General features: G+C 58.0%; 16 protein-coding genes and 1 tRNA gene. 10 read left to right on the forward strand and 7 right to left on the reverse strand.

Going from position 1 to position 18,235, the window contains the following annotated elements; translation table 11 throughout:
* Positions 1–109: 109 nt before the first annotated feature.
* Genes murI through hemA form a run of 5 tightly spaced genes read right to left on the reverse strand, consistent with a single transcriptional unit; the run spans position 110 to position 4,842 of the window.
* Positions 110–901, reverse strand: coding sequence for a glutamate racemase (murI, locus tag MO767_RS17135; RefSeq protein ID WP_282481456.1), 792 nt, complete (start codon positions 899–901; stop codon positions 110–112).
* On the reverse strand, positions 894–1,649 hold the full coding sequence (locus tag MO767_RS17140) for a molybdopterin-synthase adenylyltransferase MoeB (RefSeq protein ID WP_282481457.1): 756 nt from the start codon (positions 1,647–1,649) through the stop codon (positions 894–896). Before MO767_RS17140 ends, murI begins: the two co-directional genes overlap by 8 nt.
* Positions 1,643–2,473, reverse strand: coding sequence for a peptide chain release factor N(5)-glutamine methyltransferase (prmC, locus tag MO767_RS17145; protein WP_282481458.1), 831 nt, complete (start codon positions 2,471–2,473; stop codon positions 1,643–1,645). Before prmC ends, MO767_RS17140 begins: the two co-directional genes overlap by 7 nt.
* Entirely contained in the window at positions 2,474–3,556 is a 1,083-nt protein-coding gene (gene prfA, locus MO767_RS17150; protein ID WP_282481459.1) for a peptide chain release factor 1, read from the reverse strand.
* The gene (gene hemA / locus MO767_RS17155) at positions 3,553–4,842 is read right to left on the reverse strand and encodes a glutamyl-tRNA reductase (RefSeq protein WP_282481460.1); all 1,290 of its coding nucleotides are present in this window, start codon (positions 4,840–4,842) and stop codon (positions 3,553–3,555) included. Before hemA ends, prfA begins: the two co-directional genes overlap by 4 nt.
* A 182-nt stretch (positions 4,843–5,024) precedes the next feature.
* On the opposite strand from hemA, the gene MO767_RS17160 reads away from it, so the two are divergent.
* The 9 genes from MO767_RS17160 to MO767_RS17200 all read left to right on the forward strand — a co-directional run bounded on the left by MO767_RS17160 (position 5,025) and on the right by MO767_RS17200 (position 13,314).
* The gene (locus MO767_RS17160; protein ID WP_282481461.1) at positions 5,025–6,749 is read left to right on the forward strand and encodes a tetratricopeptide repeat protein; all 1,725 of its coding nucleotides are present in this window, start codon (positions 5,025–5,027) and stop codon (positions 6,747–6,749) included.
* A 4-nt stretch (positions 6,750–6,753) separates the two neighbouring features.
* On the forward strand, positions 6,754–7,371 hold the full coding sequence (lolB, locus tag MO767_RS17165; protein WP_223429638.1) for a lipoprotein insertase outer membrane protein LolB: 618 nt from the start codon (positions 6,754–6,756) through the stop codon (positions 7,369–7,371).
* A 2-nt stretch (positions 7,372–7,373) separates the two neighbouring features.
* Positions 7,374–8,225: a 4-(cytidine 5'-diphospho)-2-C-methyl-D-erythritol kinase gene (ispE, locus tag MO767_RS17170; RefSeq protein WP_282481490.1), complete on the forward strand. Its 852-nt coding sequence runs from the start codon at positions 7,374–7,376 to the stop codon at positions 8,223–8,225.
* Between the two features lie 37 nt (positions 8,226–8,262).
* Positions 8,263–8,337 (forward strand) — tRNA-Gln (locus tag MO767_RS17175).
* A gap of 46 nt (positions 8,338–8,383) precedes the next feature.
* Entirely contained in the window at positions 8,384–9,325 is a 942-nt protein-coding gene (locus tag MO767_RS17180; protein WP_003208392.1) for a ribose-phosphate pyrophosphokinase, read from the forward strand.
* A 141-nt stretch (positions 9,326–9,466) separates the two neighbouring features.
* Positions 9,467–10,069 carry a 50S ribosomal protein L25/general stress protein Ctc gene (locus tag MO767_RS17185; RefSeq protein WP_282481462.1) on the forward strand — a complete coding sequence of 201 codons (603 nt, stop codon included), beginning with the start codon at positions 9,467–9,469 and terminating at the stop codon, positions 10,067–10,069.
* A 170-nt stretch (positions 10,070–10,239) separates the two neighbouring features.
* The gene (gene pth, locus MO767_RS17190) at positions 10,240–10,824 is read left to right on the forward strand and encodes an aminoacyl-tRNA hydrolase (RefSeq protein WP_008153430.1); all 585 of its coding nucleotides are present in this window, start codon (positions 10,240–10,242) and stop codon (positions 10,822–10,824) included.
* Positions 10,825–10,846: 22 nt separating this feature from the next.
* Positions 10,847–11,947 (forward strand): redox-regulated ATPase YchF, encoded by a 1,101-nt coding sequence (gene ychF, locus MO767_RS17195; protein ID WP_008153431.1) that lies wholly within the window; start codon positions 10,847–10,849, stop codon positions 11,945–11,947.
* Between the two features lie 248 nt (positions 11,948–12,195).
* On the forward strand, positions 12,196–13,314 hold the full coding sequence (locus tag MO767_RS17200) for a pyruvate dehydrogenase (RefSeq protein ID WP_282481463.1): 1,119 nt from the start codon (positions 12,196–12,198) through the stop codon (positions 13,312–13,314).
* Positions 13,315–13,325: 11 nt separating this feature from the next.
* Here the strand turns inward: MO767_RS17200 and MO767_RS17205 are convergent, their stop codons facing one another.
* Complete coding sequence (locus MO767_RS17205) at positions 13,326–13,772, reverse strand: MarR family transcriptional regulator (RefSeq protein WP_282481464.1); 447 nt, start codon at positions 13,770–13,772, stop codon at positions 13,326–13,328.
* Between the two features lie 175 nt (positions 13,773–13,947).
* Here MO767_RS17205 and aceE point away from each other — a divergent pair, with 175 nt between their 5' ends.
* Entirely contained in the window at positions 13,948–16,617 is a 2,670-nt protein-coding gene (gene aceE / locus MO767_RS17210) for a pyruvate dehydrogenase (acetyl-transferring), homodimeric type (protein WP_282481465.1), read from the forward strand.
* Positions 16,618–16,726: 109 nt separating this feature from the next.
* On the opposite strand, the gene MO767_RS17215 is transcribed toward aceE, so the two are convergent.
* Positions 16,727–17,944 carry an MFS transporter gene (locus tag MO767_RS17215; RefSeq protein WP_123365631.1) on the reverse strand — a complete coding sequence of 406 codons (1,218 nt, stop codon included), beginning with the start codon at positions 17,942–17,944 and terminating at the stop codon, positions 16,727–16,729.
* Between the last annotated feature and the right edge of the window lie 291 nt (positions 17,945–18,235).

Genomic DNA, 18,235 nt, shown 5'->3' on the forward strand with positions numbered 1-18,235 from the left:
GAAACATCCTTTCCGAACGATTTCGTATAGTTTTTTTGTTGCTTAACGCTACAGACGTCCACGTTTAATTAGACGCTCACCCCAATTACTCGCTTGCCCCGAGTATTGTTTACTCCTTGAAGCTTCGCACAACGCCAGCAGTATTCCACAGTATCGGCAAGATATTTCTGAAATGCTCCGGATCGGCACTCGTCCAGAACTGCGCAGCACGTGCAGGCCCTTGGGCGAGCAATTCACGCTCGGCCAACAGACGCTGAAGTTGCCGCGCTACAGCGGCGCCGGTGTCGATCAGGCTGATGTCATCGGGGATCATCTGCTTAAGCAACGGCTTTAGGAAGGGGTAATGCGTGCAGCCAAGAATTATCGTGTCGCACCCGGCGCCGAGCAGCGGTTCGACATACCTGGCAAGCAACTGGCGCAATGCCTCGCTGTGCAAATCGCCGCTTTCAATCAGCTCCACCAGGCCGGGGCACGGCTGGGTGATGACTTGCACATCGGTGGCGAATCGGTCGAGCAACGCGGCGAACTTGGCACTCTGCAAGGTGCCGGTGGTGGCGAGCACACCGACCACACCGCTGCGGGTGGCGGCAGCGGCCGGTTTGACCGCTGGCTCCATTCCGACGATGGGCCACTCGGGATAATCACGCCGCAAGTCTGCAACGCCAGCGACAGTCGCCGTGTTGCAAGCCAGCACCAAGGCCTTGGCGCCCTGCTGCTGAAAAAAACCGGCCATCACGCTGCAACGATGACGGATGAACTCCGGGGTTTTCTCGCCGTAGGGAATATTCCCGCAATCGGCTACGTACAACAGTGACTCGTTGGGTAGCAAACGCTGGATCTCGGCCAGCACCGAAAGCCCACCGACGCCGGAGTCGAACACGCCAATCGGCGCTTCACGCATGCTTCGAACCACAGACGCTGCAGCCCGGATCACGCTTGACCCGCAATTCGCGAAAGCGCGAGCCCAAGGCATCGATCAACAACAGACGCCCCACCAGCGGTTCGCCAAAACCCACCAGCAACTTCATGGCTTCCAGCGCCTGAAGGCTGCCAACCAGGCCAACCAAAGGCCCTACCACGCCGGCTTCGCTGCAGGTCAGTTCGGCTTCGCTGCCGTGACCATATAAACAGTGGTAGCACGGACTCTCCGGGCGACGCGGGTCAAACACCGACAACTGCCCTTCCAGCCGAATCGCAGCTCCACTGACCAGCGGTTTGCCGGCGGCGACACACGCAGCGTTGACCGCTTCGCGGGTGGAGAAATTGTCGGAACAGTCCAGCACCAGATCCACCGCAGCCACGGCGGCGGCCAGGGAGTCTTCGTCCAGCGCGGTGCGATGGGCGATCAACTGAATCTCGGGATTGATTGCAGTCAGTCGGCGAATAGCCGAATCGACCTTACTCAGCCCGACGCTGTCGGTGTCGTGAACGATCTGGCGTTGCAGGTTGGTCAGGTCGACCGTGTCGAAATCCGCCAAATGCAACTCACCGACGCCGGCGGCTGCCAGATACAGCGCAACCGGTGAGCCGAGGCCGCCGAGACCGACGATCAACACGCGGCTTTCTTTCAGTCGCAACTGGCCGTCGATGTCGACGTGCTGCAACAGAATCTGCCGACTGTAGCGCAACAATTCCCGATCATTCAGCACGGCAGGCGCCCCAGGCTGATACGTTCGTGACCGCCCAGATCGGTGCGGCTGTGGACTTCTTCAAAACCGCGAGTCAGCAGCAAATCGCGTACCGCAGTGGCTTGATCGTAACCGTGTTCAAGCATCAGCCAACCGCCCGCAGCCAGATAATCCGGCGCCTGGGCGACGATCAGACGCAGATCGTCGAGCCCATCGACGCCAGCCACCAAGGCACTGGCCGGTTCGAAGCGCACGTCGCCTTCCACCAGATGAGGGTCGGCGGAGGCGATGTAAGGCGGGTTGCTGATGATCAGCTGAAAACGCTGACCTTCCAGCGCACTGAACCAATGACTGCTCAGTACGGTGGCGTTATTCAGGTGCAAGCGCTGGCGATTGCGCTCGGCCAAGGCCACGGCTTCGAGCACGCGATCCACGGCGGTAACCTTCCAGGCCGGACGCTCGCTGGCCAGGGCCAGGGCAATGGCGCCGCTGCCAGTGCCGAGGTCGAGTACCGTGGCAGGTGTGGCCGGCAGCAGTTCCAGCGCGGTCTCCACCAGCAGTTCGGTGTCCGGGCGCGGGATCAGCGTATGCGGCGCAACTTCCAGATCAAGTTTCCAGAAACCTTGCTGACCGAGGATGTAAGCCACTGGCTCACCGCCACGGCGGCGCTGCAAATACTCGGCAAATTTAAGCGCCGCTTCGCTCGGAACGATGCGCTCGGGCCAGGTGTGCAGAAAACTGCGGGACTTGCCCAACGCAGCGGCCAGCAACAATTCGGCATCCAGGCGCGCGGTGGGCGAATCTGGCAGGTCGGCGGCGCGTAACAAACTGGCAATGATCGTCATTTACTCACCTATCGCTGCCAGTTGGTCGGCCTGGTATTCGGCCAGCAACGGCTCGATCACCGCATCGACGCCACCCGCGAGGATTTCGTCGAGGGAATACAACGTCAGGTTGACCCGATGGTCGGTAACCCGACCCTGGGCAAAGTTATACGTGCGGATCCGCTCCGAGCGATCGCCCGAACCGACCAGTAATTTACGCTCGCTTGCGATAGCGTTCGCGGCGGCGCTGGTCTGTTGATCGTTGAGCTTGGCCGACAGCCAGGACATCGCCCGGGCGCGGTTCTTGTGCTGGGAACGTTCCTCCTGGCACTCGACGACAATACCGGACGGCAAGTGCGTGATGCGGATCGCCGAGTCCGTTTTGTTAACGTGCTGACCACCGGCACCGGAGGATTTGTAGGTATCGATGCGCAAATCCGATGGGTTGATCTCGATTGCTTCCTGCTCGTCCGGCTCGGGTAATACGGCTACGGTGCAGGCCGAGGTGTGGATGCGACCCTGGGATTCGGTAGCGGGAACCCGTTGTACGCGGTGGGCGCCGGATTCGAATTTCAGCTTGCCGTAGACGCTGTCGCCTTCGACGCGGGCGATGACTTCTTTAAAGCCGCCGTGTTCACCGATGTTCTCCGAGAGGATTTCCACCCGCCAGCCGCGACGCTCGGCGTAACGCGAATACATGCGGAACAGGTCGCCGGAGAAAATCGCCGCCTCGTCACCGCCGGTGCCGGCGCGGATTTCGAGGAACACGTTGCGCCCATCGTTCGGATCCTTGGGCAGCAGCATGCGTTGCAGGCTGGCTTCGATTTCGATCAATTGCTCTTTGGCTTCGCGGACTTCTTCCACGGCCATTTCGCGCATGTCCGGGTCGCTGTCCTTGAGCAGCGCCTGAGCGCCTTCGAGATCGCTTTGTACTTTGAGCAACTGTTTATAGGTTTCGACAATCGGTTCGACTTCCGCGTATTCCTTGGAATAGGTGCGGAATTTGTTCTGATCGGAAATGACTTCGCCGTCGCCAAGCAAGGCGGTCAATTCCTCGAAACGGTCCTGGAGGATGTCCAGCTTATTGAGCAGTGACGCTTTCATTGCGGTTTTTTATCCGAAAAGCTATCCGATGAGCCCTCATTCAGGGCAAAGAGTTCCTGGGCCATGGCCAGCGCATCGAGGCGGCCTTCGGCAGAGAGCTTTTTCAATTGCACGCTCGGTGCGTGCAAGAGTTTGTTGGTCAGGCCGCGCGCCAGTTGCACCAGCACGTCTTCGGCGCTGCTGCCGTTGGCCAGCATGCGTTGGGCCTTCTGCAATTCTTCGTCGCGCATGCGCTCGCTTTGTTGGCGATAGGCCTTGAGCACATCCACCGCCGCCAGTTCACGCAGGCGGACCATGAAATCTTCGGCACCGATCGAGACCATCTCCTCCGCCGCCTGGGCTGCGCCCTGGCGGCTCTTGAGGTTCTCGGCGACCACTTCGTGGAGATCGTCGACGCTATAAAGGTAAACGTCGTCCAGTTCGCCGACTTCCGGCTCGATATCCCGGGGGACGGCGATGTCTACCATGAAGATCGGCTTGTGCTTGCGCAGTTTCAAGGCGCTTTCCACCGCGCCCTTGCCCAGGATCGGCAACTGGCTGGCGGTGGAACTGATAACGATGTCGCTGCGCACCAGTTCGGCCGGGATTTCCGAGAGCAACACCGCGTGGGCGCCGAACTGCTCGGCCAGAATACTCGCGCGTTCCAGGGTGCGGTTGGCGACGACGATGCGCTTTACACCCAACTCGTGCAGATGGCGGGCGACCAGGGTGATGGTTTCGCCGGCGCCGATCAGCAAGGCCTGGCTGCGTTGCAGGTCGCTGAAAATCTGTTTCGCCAGACTGACCGCGGCAAACGCCACGGACACCGGGTTCTCGCCGATGGCAGTGTCGGTGCGCACCTGTTTGGCCGCGTTGAACGTGGCCTGAAACAGCCGCCCGAGCAACGGACCGATAGTGCCGGCCTCGCGGGCCACGGCGTAGGCCGATTTCATCTGACCGAGAATCTGCGGTTCGCCCAACACCAGCGAATCGAGCCCGGAGGCCACCCGCATCATGTGACGAACTGCCGCATCATCTTCGTGCACATAAGCACTCGCGCGCAGCTCTTCGAGGCTCAAATGGTGATAGTCGGCCAGCCAGCGCAAAATAACGTCAGCCGAAAGGTGATCCTGTTCTATATAGAGTTCACTGCGATTGCAGGTGGAGAGGATCGCTGCTTCGCGGCTGTCGGTAAGTCGGCAGAGCTGCTGCAAGGCCTCCACCAGCTGCTCAGGGGTAAAGGCCACGCGCTCGCGGACGTCTACTGAAGCAGTCTTGTGGTTAATACCGAGTGCAAGGAAGGCCATTCAAAGTCGCTGATGGTGACGTGAAGCCGGCAATTGTCCTACTTCGACAGAGCCAGAACAACTACTGCTGACTATTGTCCCAATGACCTGCCTCTATAAAGACACCAATTGAGACTCGGTTATGTTTGGCTGAAGGCTTGTGTCATGATGATCCGACCGCAGGTTAGTCGTCCTCTTCCTATATGAATAGATCTTCCGCGTTGCTCCTCGCTTTTGTCTTCCTCAGCGGCTGCCAGGCCTTGGCACCCGTTTCGTCGGACGGTACGCCGCCGGTCGAAGACAGCACTCCGGCCCCTGAAAAGCCCAAGGTTTACAGCTCATTCAGTGAAGAAACCATCTTCAGTCTGTTGAGCGCCGAACTGGCTGGCCAGCGCAATCGTTTCGACATTGCCCTGGACAACTACGTGACCCAGGCCATCAATACTCAAGATCCGGGCATCTCCGAACGGGCATTCCGTATCGCAGAGTACCTGGGCGCCGATCAGGCTGCCCTGGACACCGCTTTGATCTGGGCGAAAAACGCCCCGCAAGACCTTGAGGCGCAACGGGCAGCTGCCGTGCAATTGGCTCGTGCCGGGCGTTATGACGACTCCATGGCCTATATGGAGAAAGTCTTGCAAGGCAAGGGCGACACGCATTTCGACTTCCTCGCCCTGTCTGCGGCCGACACCGACCAGGACACGCGCAACGGCTTGATGAAAAGTTTTGACCGTTTATTACAGCGCCATCCGAACAACGGTCAGCTGATTTTCGGTAAAGCCTTATTGCTGCAACAGGACGGTGACGCCAAGGGCGCACTGCGCCTGCTGGAAGACAACCCACCGGACGACGGCGAAATAGCACCGATTCTGCTACGCGCGCGCCTGCTGCAGACCCTCAGTCGTGGCGATGAAGCGTTGCCGCTGCTGCAAAAAAGCATCAAGAAATACCCGGACGACAAACGCCTGCGCCTGACTTACGCGCGCATGCTGGTTGAACAGGACCGCATGGACGACGCCAAAGCCGAGTTCTCGAGCCTGGTTCAGCAGTACCCGGAAGACGACGAACTGCGTTACTCCCTGGCGCTGGTCTGCCTGGAAGCCAAGGCCTGGAATGAGGCCAAGGGCTATCTGGAAGACCTGATCGCCCGGGAAAGCCACGTCGATTCGGCGCACTTGAACCTCGGCCGTATCGCTGAAGAGCGCAACGACCCTCAAGGTGCGCTGATCGAGTACGCCCAGGTCGGCCCGGGCAACGATTACCTGCCAGCGCAATTGCGTCAGGCCGATATCCTGATGAACAACGGCAAGACCGCCGAAGCCCAAAGCCGTCTGGCTGCGGAGCGCGATGAGCAGCCCGATTACGCGATTCAGTTGTATTTGATCGAAGCGGAAACCTTGTCCGCCAATAAACAGCCCGACAAGGCCTGGAATGTATTGAAGCAAGCCTTGCAGAAATACCCGGACGATCTGAACCTGCTGTACACCCGCGCCATGCTAGCGGAAAAACGCAATGATCTGGCGCAGATGGAAAAAGACCTGCGACTGATCATCAAGCGCGACCCGGACAACGCGATGGCGCTGAACGCCCTCGGTTACACCCTGTCCGACCGCACGACGCGCTACGCCGAAGCCAAGGCCTTGATCGAACAGGCGCACCAGATCAATCCGGAAGACCCGGCGGTACTCGACAGCCTCGGCTGGGTGAACTTCCGCATGGGCAACTTCGACGAAGCCGAACGCCTGCTGCGCAAGGCGCTGGAGCGCTTCCCCGATCAGGAAGTTGCCGCGCACCTGGGTGAAGTCCTGTGGGCCAACGGCAAGCAACGGGAAGCCAAACAAATCTGGAGCAAGTTCCTCAAGGAGCAGCCCGACAGCCCCATCCTGCGCAGCACCATCAAGCGCCTGACCGGATCAGAGACTCTTTAAAATCATGTTTTTGCGCCACCTCATTGTTTTCAGCTTCATCGCCCTGCTCGCCGGTTGCGCGGGCTTCGGGGCCCGCGAGTCAGTCCAGGGTCAAGGCAACCCGGCCCAATGGCGCGTGTACAAACAGCAACTGACCAGCCTTGACGGCTGGCAGATCAACGGCAAGATCGGCATTCGCGCCCCGAAAGATTCGGGCAGCGGCACATTGTTCTGGCTGCAGCGACAGGATTACTACGACATTCGCCTCTCCGGCCCCCTGGGTCGCGGCGCAGCACGCCTGACCGGTCGCCCCGGCAAGGTCTCGCTGGAAGTCGCCAATCAGGGCCGCTATGAAGCGCCGACGCCTGAAGTGTTGGTCGAAGAACAACTGGGCTGGAAGTTACCGGTGTCCAATCTGGCCTGGTGGGTTCGCGGGCTCCCGGCTCCGGACAGCAAAAGCCGTCTGACGCTGGATGCCGACAGCCGCCTGGCCAATCTTGAGCAGGATGGCTGGCAGGTCGAATACCTCAGCTATGCCGAACAAAACGGCTTTTGGCTACCCGAGCGGATCAAACTGCACGGCACCGACCTTGACGTCACGCTGGTGATCAAGGAATGGCAACCTCGCAAATTGGGGCAGTGAACATGACGGTTCCGCGTTTGACGCTGCCCTCCCCGGCCAAACTCAATCTGATGCTGCACATCCTCGGTCGCCGTGAAGACGGCTACCACGAGCTGCAGACTATTTTTCAGTTTCTCGATTACGGCGATGAAATCACGTTCGCCGTTCGTGATGACGGTGTGATTCGACTGCACACCGAATTCGATGGCGTTCCTCACGACAGCAATCTGATTGTTCGAGCGGCAAAAAAACTTCAGGAGCAATCCGGTTGTTCGCTCGGTATCGACATCTGGATCGAAAAAATCTTGCCCATGGGCGGTGGAATTGGTGGCGGCAGTTCAAATGCCGCGACGACTTTGCTCGGCCTCAATCATCTTTGGCAACTGGGTTGGGATGAGGATCGACTGGCCACTTTGGGCCTGACGCTTGGCGCCGACGTCCCGGTTTTCGTGCGTGGGCACGCGGCTTTTGCCGAAGGCGTGGGGGAGAAACTGACCCCTGTAGACCCCGAAGAACCGTGGTATCTCGTGCTTGTGCCGCAAGTCTCTGTAAGTACAGCAGAAATTTTTTCAGATCCGTTGTTGACACGTAACTCTTCTCCCATTAAAGTGCGCCCCGTTCCCAAGGGAAACAGTCGAAATGACTGCTTACCGGTGGTAGCAAGGCGTTACCCAGATGTACGTAACGCATTGAATTTGTTAGGTAAATTTACCGAAGCAAAACTCACCGGAACTGGAAGTTGTGTGTTTGGGGGCTTCCCAAGCAAAGCTGAAGCTGATAAAGTCTCGGCCCTTCTTACAGAGACCCTTACAGGGTTTGTAGCAAAGGGAAGCAACGTTTCGATGTTGCATCGCAAGCTGCAAAGTCTGCTCTAAAAGGAATCGAGTACTGGGTACTCGTTGCAACAGATACAGGGGCGTCGCCAAGCGGTAAGGCAGCAGGTTTTGATCCTGCCATGCGTTGGTTCGAATCCAGCCGCCCCTGCCATTTTCTAATACTCATCCAGGTTACCCTCAGCCTCTAGGTACTGCGCGTGTCCAAGATGATGGTCTTTACGGGGAACGCTAACCCCGATCTGGCTCGGCGTGTTGTACGTCAGCTGCATATCCCTCTCGGTGACATCTCTGTCGGTAAGTTCTCCGACGGCGAAATTACTGCCGAGATCAATGAAAACGTCCGCGGTAAAGATGTCTTCATTATTCAGCCGACTTGCGCTCCGACCAACGATAACCTGATGGAACTGGTAGTGATGGCTGATGCCTTCCGCCGCTCCTCGGCTACTCGTATCACTGCTGTTATTCCTTACTTTGGTTATGCCCGTCAGGATCGCCGTCCGCGTTCCGCACGTGTGGCTATCAGCGCGAAAGTCGTTGCTGACATGCTTACCGTAGTCGGCATCGACCGTGTTCTCACGGTTGATCTGCATGCTGACCAAATCCAGGGTTTCTTCGATATTCCGGTAGATAACATCTACGGCTCCCCAGTATTGGTGGATGACATTGAAGATCAGCGCTTCGAAAACCTGATGATCGTGTCCCCGGACATTGGCGGCGTCGTGCGTGCACGTGCTGTTGCCAAATCCCTGGGCGTGGATCTCGGGATCATCGACAAACGCCGTGAGAAAGCCAATCACTCTGAAGTGATGCATATCATCGGTGATGTCGAAGGGCGTACCTGTATTCTGGTCGATGACATGGTCGATACCGCCGGCACTCTGTGCCACGCGGCCAAGGCCCTGAAAGAGCATGGCGCTGCCAAGGTTTTCGCCTACTGCACACACCCTGTGCTGTCCGGTCGGGCGATCGAAAACATCGAAAATTCAATGCTGGACGAACTGGTGGTGACTAACACCATCCCGTTGTCCGCAGCTGCTCAAGCCTGCTCGCGTATCCGTCAACTGGATATCGCGCCGGTAGTTGCCGAAGCGGTTCGCCGCATCAGCAACGAAGAATCGATCAGCGCGATGTTCCGTTAAGGGCCCTGCCCTTCTCGAATGTCTCGTTGACGAAAAGCGCCCCGCCCCGGCATTCCTGTCGGGGCGGGGCTTTTTTGCCCATATCGCCTTTAGCGCTGGTCGCAAACGCTGGGGCGAATGTGGTTATTTTGGAGATACAACATGAACGAATTTACTCTGAATGCTGAAGTGCGTTCCGACCTGGGGAAAGGTGCGAGCCGCCGCCTGCGTCGTCTCGCAAGCCTGGTACCTGCTGTAGTTTACGGTGGCGAAAAAGCCCCTGAATCCATCAGCATGCTGGCTAAAGAAGTTGCCAAACTGCTCGAAAACGAAGCTGCTTACAGCCACATCATCGAGCTGAACGTTGGCGGCACCAAGCAAAACGTAATCATCAAAGCTCTGCAGCGTCACCCGGCTAAAGGCCACGTGCTGCATGCTGACTTCGTACGCGTTGTAGCTGGCCAGAAACTGACCGCTACCGTGCCTGTACACTTCGTTGGCGAAGCTGCTCCGATCAAGAAAGGCGGCGAAATTTCGCACGTTATCGCTGAAGTCGAAGTGTCTTGCCTGCCGAAAGATCTGCCTGAGTTCATCGAAGTTGACCTGGCTGACGCCGAAGTCGGCTCGATCATTCACCTGTCCGACCTCAAAGCCCCTAAAGGCGTTGAGTTTGTTGCTCTGGCTCACGGTAACGACCTGGCTGTTGCCAACGTTCACGCTCCACGTGTTGCTCCAGAAGCTACCGAAGAAGGCGCAGCAGAGTAATTCACTCTGTGAAGCCGGAGTGATCAAGTAACATCGCGGACTGGAACGTAGCGAGAAAGCGGGCGAGAACGCGGAGTTTACATAATGGTAAATGAGCACTTGTCGTCCACTTTCGCCGCACACACAGGTTGCGGCGATGTTATCCACCACTCCAAGGAAGGGCCCCTATCGTGACCGCCATCAAACTGATCGTTGGCCTGGGAAATCCAGGCGCTGAATACGAACAGACCCGGCATAACGCAGGGGCCCTTTTTGTTGAGCGCATCGCGAACGCACAAGGCGTAAATCTTGTGGCGGATCGCAAATATTTCGGCCTGACCGGGCGCTATTCGCATCAGGGTCAGGATGTTCGTCTGCTGATTCCCACCACCTACATGAACCGCAGCGGCCAGGCCGTCGCGGCACTTGCCGGCTTCTTCCGCATCACGCCTGAAGAAATCCTGGTGGCGCATGACGAACTCGACCTGCCACCGGGCGTTGCCAAGCTCAAACAGGGCGGCGGCCATGGCGGTCACAACGGGTTGCGCGACATCATCGCGCAACTGGGCAATCAGAATACCTTTCACCGCTTGCGGCTTGGCATTGGCCACCCGGGCGTTGCCAGTATGGTTTCAAATTTCGTCCTGGGTCGTGCGCCACGCGCCGAACAGGAAAAACTCGATGCCAGCATCGACTTTGCCCTCGGCGTGCTGCCGGATATCCTCGCCGGTGAATGGAACCGCGCGATGAAAAACCTGCACAGCCAGAAGGCCTGACTCACTCCTCGGGGAAAACACCATGGGATTCAATTGCGGCATCGTCGGCCTGCCTAACGTCGGCAAGTCCACCCTATTCAACGCCCTGACCAAATCCGGTATTGCGGCCGAGAACTTCCCCTTCTGCACCATCGAGCCGAACACCGGTATCGTGCCGATGCCGGATCCGCGCCTGGAAGCCCTGGCCGCCATCGTCAATCCAAAGCGCATCTTGCCGACCACCATGGAATTCGTCGACATCGCTGGCCTGGTAGCCGGCGCCTCGAAAGGTGAAGGCCTGGGCAACAAGTTCCTCGCCAACATCCGTGAAACCGATGCCATCGCGCACGTAGTCCGCTGCTTCGAAGACGAGAACGTGATTCACGTCTCCAACAGCGTCGACCCGAAACGCGACATCGAAATCATCGACCTGGAACTGATCTTCGCCGACCTCGACAGCTGCGAAAAGCAACTGCAGAAAGTCGCCCGTAACGCCAAGGGTGGCGACAAGGACGCCGTGGTTCAGAAAGGCCTGCTGGAGCAACTGATTGCTCACTTCACCCTCGGCAAACCTGCTCGTACGCTGATGAAAACCATGGGCGCCGACGACAAAGCGGTGATTCGTGGTTTCCACCTGCTGACCACCAAGCCGGTCATGTACATCGCCAACGTCGCTGAAGACGGTTTCGAGAACAACCCGCTGCTGGACATCGTCAAAGCCATCGCCGAAGAAGAAGGCGCCATGGTGGTTCCGGTCTGCAACAAGATCGAAGCCGAAATCGCCGAGCTGGAAGACGGCGAAGAGAAAGACATGTTCCTCGAAGCCCTGGGCCTCGAAGAGCCTGGCCTGAACCGCGTCATCCGCGCCGGCTACGAAATGCTGCACCTGCAGACCTACTTCACCGCCGGTGTCGAAGAAGTCCGCGCCTGGACCGTCCGCGTCGGTGCCACCGCACCACAAGCCGCTGGCGTGATCCACACCGACTTCGAAAAAGGCTTCATCCGCGCCGAAGTCATCGCCTATGACGACTTCATCCAGTACAAGGGCGAAGCCGGCACCAAAGAAGCCGGTAAATGGCGTCTGGAAGGCAAGGACTACATCGTTAAAGACGGCGACGTGATGCACTTCCGTTTTAACGTGTGACGGTGACCGTGGATTTACACGGACCTCGATAAACTCCAAATCCCCGTAATCATTCGATGATACGGGGATTTTTTTGTCTTGGGATTGCCATCCTCCTCCATCCGAAATGTTGATTGAGTACGCGACCAATGACGCCCATGGTCATAGATCGACTCCTTTTGGCGGCTCTGAATATAATTGCATTTGCAATCACATTGAGGCCTGCAGTATGGTGCAAGGACGACGGAACGCACGGAGTGCTTTGAAATATGATCGGTTTTTCCAGTTTCAGCACAACCCGAGAGACCGGCCTGGCGGCCCAGGCCTGCATCGAAAAAATCCAGACGTTTGCACATCAGGCCAATGAAGGACTCTCTTCACCGCTCTACACCATGATCGATATAGCTGATCGCCTGGAAAGGGATCCGAAAACGGCAAGGAATATCTGGGTGGTGCGATCCAACCAGCAACCGGGCGCTGAAGCAGCGCACACACGAATCAGCGCTTGGCCACTGCGATTCAGCCCACAGGCCCGTTCCAGCGAAAAACCCTTGCTGTATCTGACCAGTGCCGCGACTTCGGCAGAGCTTTGCGCACAGTCGAATGAGTCTGATCAGCGCGGAATTTTCTGCAATGACATTGAAACGGTGTCCTGCGCCTGGCCCAAGGGGGCTCATCCTTGGGTGCCGCTCTGGCTGGCCGCAAATCCGCAATGCCTGCCGTACGATCCAGCCAGCGGCGCAGAGGCGCGTGCCATTGCGATTGCGGCCTTGCAGAGTCTGTATGTCGACGGTAGCAACGGGTTTTATTACATGGCCCTTCACGATCAGCCCAATGACTTCATTGGACCAATAAGTGATCTCGGTGCGAGCCAGGCCCCCAAGGGAATGTACAAAGTCAGCGAGATGGAAACCGGCGTAGAGCAACCCAAAGTTCGCCTGTTGGGCGCCGGGTTGGCCTTGCGCGCAGTGATTTCAGCGGCACGGATGTTACGTGACGATTGGGGCGTGGCCAGCGAGCTCTGGAGTTGCCCTAGCTATACACGTCTGGCGCGGGATGCCGACAGCGCACAACGCTGGAACAGGGTGCATCCCGGCATGCCCCAGCGCTCCTCGCATCTGCGCGAATGCCTGAATGAAGAGAACTCTCCGGTCATTGCCGTGACCGGCTACGCACAGCATGTAGTCGATCCGATCGGTGCACACATAACCGCGCATTTTGTAGCACTCGGTGCCGACTCAACCGCATCGTTACCCGCCGAACCGACGTCGGGCAGGACGATAGACAAGCGCTGGATTGTCACCCTGGCGCTGCGAGCCCTGGCTCAGGAAGACAAGATCCCCCAGGAGTACGTCGAGCAGGCGATGCGGCGCTATCTGTTGCAATGAAGCATTCGCGGCTAACGCGCGCTGTTTCGCGCGGCACTGGCCGCGCGCTCCAGGGCATCACTGAAGAAGCGTTGTTGCTGATCATCGAATTGCGACAGAAACAATTCGTCAACGGCGCCCTCGTAAACCTGCCACATCTTCTTGCGCAACACTTTGCCGCTCTCGGTGATGGCGGCATAGGCTCCACGGCCGTCATCGCTGGCACGACTGCGCTCGACTAGGCCCTCGGCTTCCAGGCGGTCGATCAAGCGCGTGAGGTTGTAGCGTTCGATAGCCATTACATCGGCCAATTCATTCATGCGTCGGGTTCCATTCGGGCCGCTTTCCAGCCCCCACAACGCATCGTACCAAGCGTAAGCAGGTAGCCCGGCCGCTGCCAGACGGCGCTCGATTTCCCGTATCAGGCACCGATGAGCCCTGACGAATCTGAACCAGGTATCCGGCTCGCTTGAAGACATGCTTCACCCTTCCAATGAAATCGATTTAGTTGCAATTGTAACGCGCAGCACGATAAGTTCCCCACATGGTTGCAATTGCAACTACAAGCATTCTAAAGGATTGGCGCACGACGATCCCCCTTCGCCACGGCACCGAATGACTCGGTGCTCCCGCTGCACTATCCAGGAGACGACGATGGCACAACAACCCGTGTTTCTCGACGAGGATCCACAAGAAACTCGCGAATGGCTCGAATCCATCGAATCGGTTTTGAGCGTCGAAGGTCGCCCTCGAGCCCATTACTTGATCGATCAGTTGCTGGATTTCGATGTCAGCCAGCATGGTGACTTTTATGGGCGTGTCACCACTCCCTACGTCAACACCATTGCCGTGGACCGGCAGCAAGCTTATCCCGGCGACTTGGGCGTGGAGCGACGGATCAATGCCTATATCCGCTGGAATGCCCTGGCCATGGTCCTGCGCGCCGGAAAACATTCAAACGTTGGCGGGCATATCGCCTCCTATGCCTCGGCCGCCATCCTCTACGACGTCGGCTTCGAACATTTCTTCCGCGGCCGGACCGAGCAGTTTGGTGGTGACATGGTGTATATCCAGGGTCACTCCTCACCAGGCATCTATGGGCGCGCCTACCTCGAGGGACGCCTGAGCGAAGATCAACTGGATAACTTTCGGCGCGAGACCGATCGCGATGGCGTGTCTTCGTATCCACACCCTCGGCTGATGCCCGATTTCTGGCAGTTCCCCACCGTGTCCATGGGGCTGGGTCCGATCACCGCAGCCTACCAGGCACGCTTTATGCGCTACCTCGAGGATCGCGGCCTGAAAGAACACCAAGGTCGAAAAGTCTGGGCGTTCCTGGGCGATGGGGAAATGGACCAACCAGAGTCCCTGGCAGCGATCTCCCTGGCGGGCCGGGAAAAACTCGACAACATCATCTTCGTCGTCAACTGCAACCTGCAGCGCCTGGACGGTCCGGTGCGCGGCAATAGCAAAGTGATCCAGGAATTCGAAAGCCTGTACCGGGCGGCAGGCTGGAATGTGATCAAAGTGATCTGGGGCGGTGGCTGGGATTCCTTGTTGGAAAAGGACAAAAGCGGCCTGCTACGCCAGCGCATGATGGAGTGCGTCGACGGCGAATATCAAAACTACAAATCCCAGAACGGTGCTTACGTACGCGAACACTTCTTCGGTAAATACCCCGAGTTGCTGGAGCTGGTCAGTGACTTGAGCGATGAAGAAATCTGGAAGCTTTCTCGCGGCGGCCACGATCCGGAGAAAGTCTACAACGCCTATGCGGCTGCCATGCGCCACACCGGAGGGCCGACCGTCATTCTGGCCAAGACCGTCAAAGGTTTTGGTATGGGCGAAGCGGGCGAAGGACAGAACATCAATCACCAGCTGAAGAAGATGGGCGACGATGCGATCAAGGCATTCCGTGATCGTTTTTCGCTGGACATCACTGACGACCAACTGAGTGAAATGCCCTACTTGAAGCCTGCTGCGGACAGTGTCGAAGCACGCTATCTGCAAGCCAGGCGCACCCAGTTGGGGGGCTATATTCCAGAACGAATCAGTGTGGCAGAGCCGCTGCAGATCCCGCCGTTGTCGACTCTCAACACCCAGCTCAAAGGTACGGGCGAACGCGAGATTTCCACCACCATGGCCTTCGTGCGCATCCTGGGGACGCTGCTCAAGGATCCGAATATTGGCAAAGTGATCGTACCCATCGTCCCGGACGAATCACGAACCTTCGGCATGGAAAGCCTGTTTCGCCAAATTGGCATTCATTCCCATGTCGGCCAACTCTACACGCCCCAGGATGCTGGCCAACTCAGCTACTACAAGGAGGCCAAGGACGGTCAGATCATGCAGGAGGGCCTGAACGAATCCGGCGCGATCTCCTCCTGGATCGCGGCCAGCACGTCGTACAGCACCCACGGAGTGATGACCGTGCCCTTCTACATTTTCTATTCCATGTTTGGCTTCCAGCGCGTAGGCGACCTCGCCTGGGCTGCCGGTGATGCGCGCGCCAAGGGGTTTCTGCTCGGCGCAACCTCAGGGCGAACCACCCTGATGGGTGAAGGCCTGCAACACGACGATGGCCACAGCCACGTACTGTCTTCGACCGTCCCCTGCTGCGTGTCCTACGACCCGACCTACGCCTACGAGTTGGCCGTCATCATCCAGGACGGCATGCGGCGCATGTACGTCGAGAACGAGGACATCTACTACTACATCACCCTGCTCAACGAAAACTACGCCCACCCGGACATGCCCGAAGGGGCCGAACAAGGGATTCTCAAGGGCCTGTACCCGCTTCCGGCCACCAGCGTGCAGAACGACGACAAGCATGTGCAGTTGATGGGCTGCGGTTCGATCCTGCTGGAAGTCATCGCCGCCGCACAGCTGCTGGAATCCGACTTCGGCGTCAGCAGTGAAGTCTGGAGCGTGACGAGCCTGACTGAACTGCGTCGTGAAGGTCAGGACGTCGAGCGCTGGAACTTGCTGCATCCGCAAGAGACGCCACGCGTCAGCCATGTGGAGAGCAGCTTGGAGGACAAACAGGGGCCCATCGTGGTCGCGACCGACTACATGAAAATATTCGCTGATCAAATCCGCCCCTTCGTGCCCAAGCGTCGCTTCATCGCACTGGGCACAGATGGGTTCGGTCAATCGGACACGCGCGAATCATTGCGCAAGTTTTTCGAGGTCGATCGCCACTTTATTGCCGTCGCCGCATTGAAGGCTCTGGCGGACGAAGGCACTTTGCCGCGGGAGAAAGTAGCCAAAGCGATTGCTCTTTATGGCATTGATCCGGAGAAACAGAACCCCGCCAAAGTCTGATAACGCGTCAAACACCCGCCCAAGAAAAAGCCGCGCTCTTACGCGGCTTTTTTGCACCTGAAATAATTGTCCGCCACACCACCGCTCCCACAGGGGGAGTTATGTGGAGTCAGGCCTTTTTGGTTCTTGGCAGGAAGATCGCCAGCACACCAAACAACGGCAGGAACGAACACAGCAAGTACACGTATTCGATGCCGTGTATGTCCGCCAAATGCCCAAGCAACGCCGCACCAATCCCGCCAAAGCCGAACATCAGTCCGAAGAAAACCCCGGCAATCATTCCGACATTGCCCGGCACCAGTTCCTGGGCATACACCACGATCGCCGAGAATGCTGACGCCAGGATGAAGCCGATCACGACGCTGAGGATGCTGGTCCAGAACAGGTCCACATGAGGCAGGATCAGGGTGAACGGCGCTACGCCTAGGATCGAGAACCAGATCACTGCCTTACGCCCGATCTTGTCGCCGATCGGCCCACCGAAGAAGGTCCCCGCCGCTACCGCGCCGAGAAACAGGAACAGGTGCAACTGTGAACTGGCCACCGACAGGTCGAATTTCTCGATCAGGTAAAAGGTGAAGTAACTGGTGAAGCTGGCCATGTAGAAATACTTGGAGAACACCAGCAGCCCGAGTACCACCAGTGCACTGATCACGCGGTTCTTCGACAAGCCATGCGTCGCCGCCTGGCCTTGCTTGAGTTTGAACAGACTCAGGTGGTTGGCGTACCAGCGGCTGATCCGATAGAGCACGAACAGCGCAAACACCGCGAACAATCCAAACCAGGCCACATGGCCCTGACCGAACGGAATGATGATCGCCGCCGCCAGCAACGGACCGAAGGCCGAGCCGGCATTACCACCGACCTGAAAGGTCGATTGCGCCAGGCCAAATCGCCCGCCCGAGGCCAATCGCGCCACGCGAGAAGCTTCCGGGTGAAAGGTCGAGGAGCCGATACCGATCAACCCTGCAGCCAGCAAAATCATCGGAAAACTGCCCACCACCGACATCATCAAAATGCCGATCAATGTGCAAACCGTCCCGGCGGGTAGCAGCCAGGGTTTGGGGTGCCGATCGGTGTAGTAACCCACCCACGGCTGCAACAGCGAAGCCGTCAGCTGGAACGTCAAAGTGATCAAGCCAACCTGGGTGAAGGTCAGGCCATAGTTGGCCTTGAGCATCGGATAGATTGAAGGCAGCACCGACTGGATCAAGTCGTTGATCAAATGCGCCAGTGCCACGGCGCCGATGATGCGCATGACCAAAGGGCTGCTTTGTGAAGTCGCGGATGCCGGCTGCGCGCCGGTCTGGACATTGCTGATAGCCATAAGAGTTTCCATACAACAGATGGGTGCACACGGGCAGGTGCGTCAATGTGCCATTTTTCGGTGCAGCAGCGCCATCCCCTTAGCCTGCTAACGACCTCGATTTTCATCGTTGAAAAGGTGATAGCGCAACGCCATGGTCTGAATCTTGCCTTGGTAATCCGCTTCAACGCGGCCCCTTACAAAGGGGACCGAGAATGGGAAGTTTCGCTACAGAGCCGGCCTACAGAGCTGACGAGGGTGAACTTTCGAGGCCTTTTAAAAGGACACAGGTCGCGATCGCAACGGTTGCGA

The sequence above is a fragment of the Pseudomonas sp. UYIF39 genome (assembly GCF_029963765.1).
In the GTDB taxonomy this organism is placed as follows: domain Bacteria; phylum Pseudomonadota; class Gammaproteobacteria; order Pseudomonadales; family Pseudomonadaceae; genus Aquipseudomonas.

What these genes read in the sequence shown, in the direction of transcription:
- lolB (WP_223429638.1), top strand. Translation starts at nt 6,754, where the DNA reads ATGTTTTTGCGCCACCTCATTGTTTTCAGCTTCATCGCCCTGCTCGCC.
- MO767_RS17200 (WP_282481463.1), top strand. Translation starts at nt 12,196, where the DNA reads ATGATCGGTTTTTCCAGTTTCAGCACAACCCGAGAGACCGGCCTGGCG.
- MO767_RS17215 (WP_123365631.1), bottom strand. Translation starts at nt 17,944, where the DNA reads ATGGCTATCAGCAATGTCCAGACCGGCGCGCAGCCGGCATCCGCGACT.
- hemA (WP_282481460.1), bottom strand. Translation starts at nt 4,842, where the DNA reads ATGGCCTTCCTTGCACTCGGTATTAACCACAAGACTGCTTCAGTAGAC.
- murI (WP_282481456.1), bottom strand. Translation starts at nt 901, where the DNA reads ATGCGTGAAGCGCCGATTGGCGTGTTCGACTCCGGCGTCGGTGGGCTT.
- ispE (WP_282481490.1), top strand. Translation starts at nt 7,374, where the DNA reads ATGACGGTTCCGCGTTTGACGCTGCCCTCCCCGGCCAAACTCAATCTG.
- aceE (WP_282481465.1), top strand. Translation starts at nt 13,948, where the DNA reads ATGGCACAACAACCCGTGTTTCTCGACGAGGATCCACAAGAAACTCGC.
- MO767_RS17185 (WP_282481462.1), top strand. Translation starts at nt 9,467, where the DNA reads ATGAACGAATTTACTCTGAATGCTGAAGTGCGTTCCGACCTGGGGAAA.
- prmC (WP_282481458.1), bottom strand. Translation starts at nt 2,473, where the DNA reads ATGACGATCATTGCCAGTTTGTTACGCGCCGCCGACCTGCCAGATTCG.
- prfA (WP_282481459.1), bottom strand. Translation starts at nt 3,556, where the DNA reads ATGAAAGCGTCACTGCTCAATAAGCTGGACATCCTCCAGGACCGTTTC.
- MO767_RS17160 (WP_282481461.1), top strand. Translation starts at nt 5,025, where the DNA reads ATGAATAGATCTTCCGCGTTGCTCCTCGCTTTTGTCTTCCTCAGCGGC.
- MO767_RS17205 (WP_282481464.1), bottom strand. Translation starts at nt 13,772, where the DNA reads ATGTCTTCAAGCGAGCCGGATACCTGGTTCAGATTCGTCAGGGCTCAT.
- ychF (WP_008153431.1), top strand. Translation starts at nt 10,847, where the DNA reads ATGGGATTCAATTGCGGCATCGTCGGCCTGCCTAACGTCGGCAAGTCC.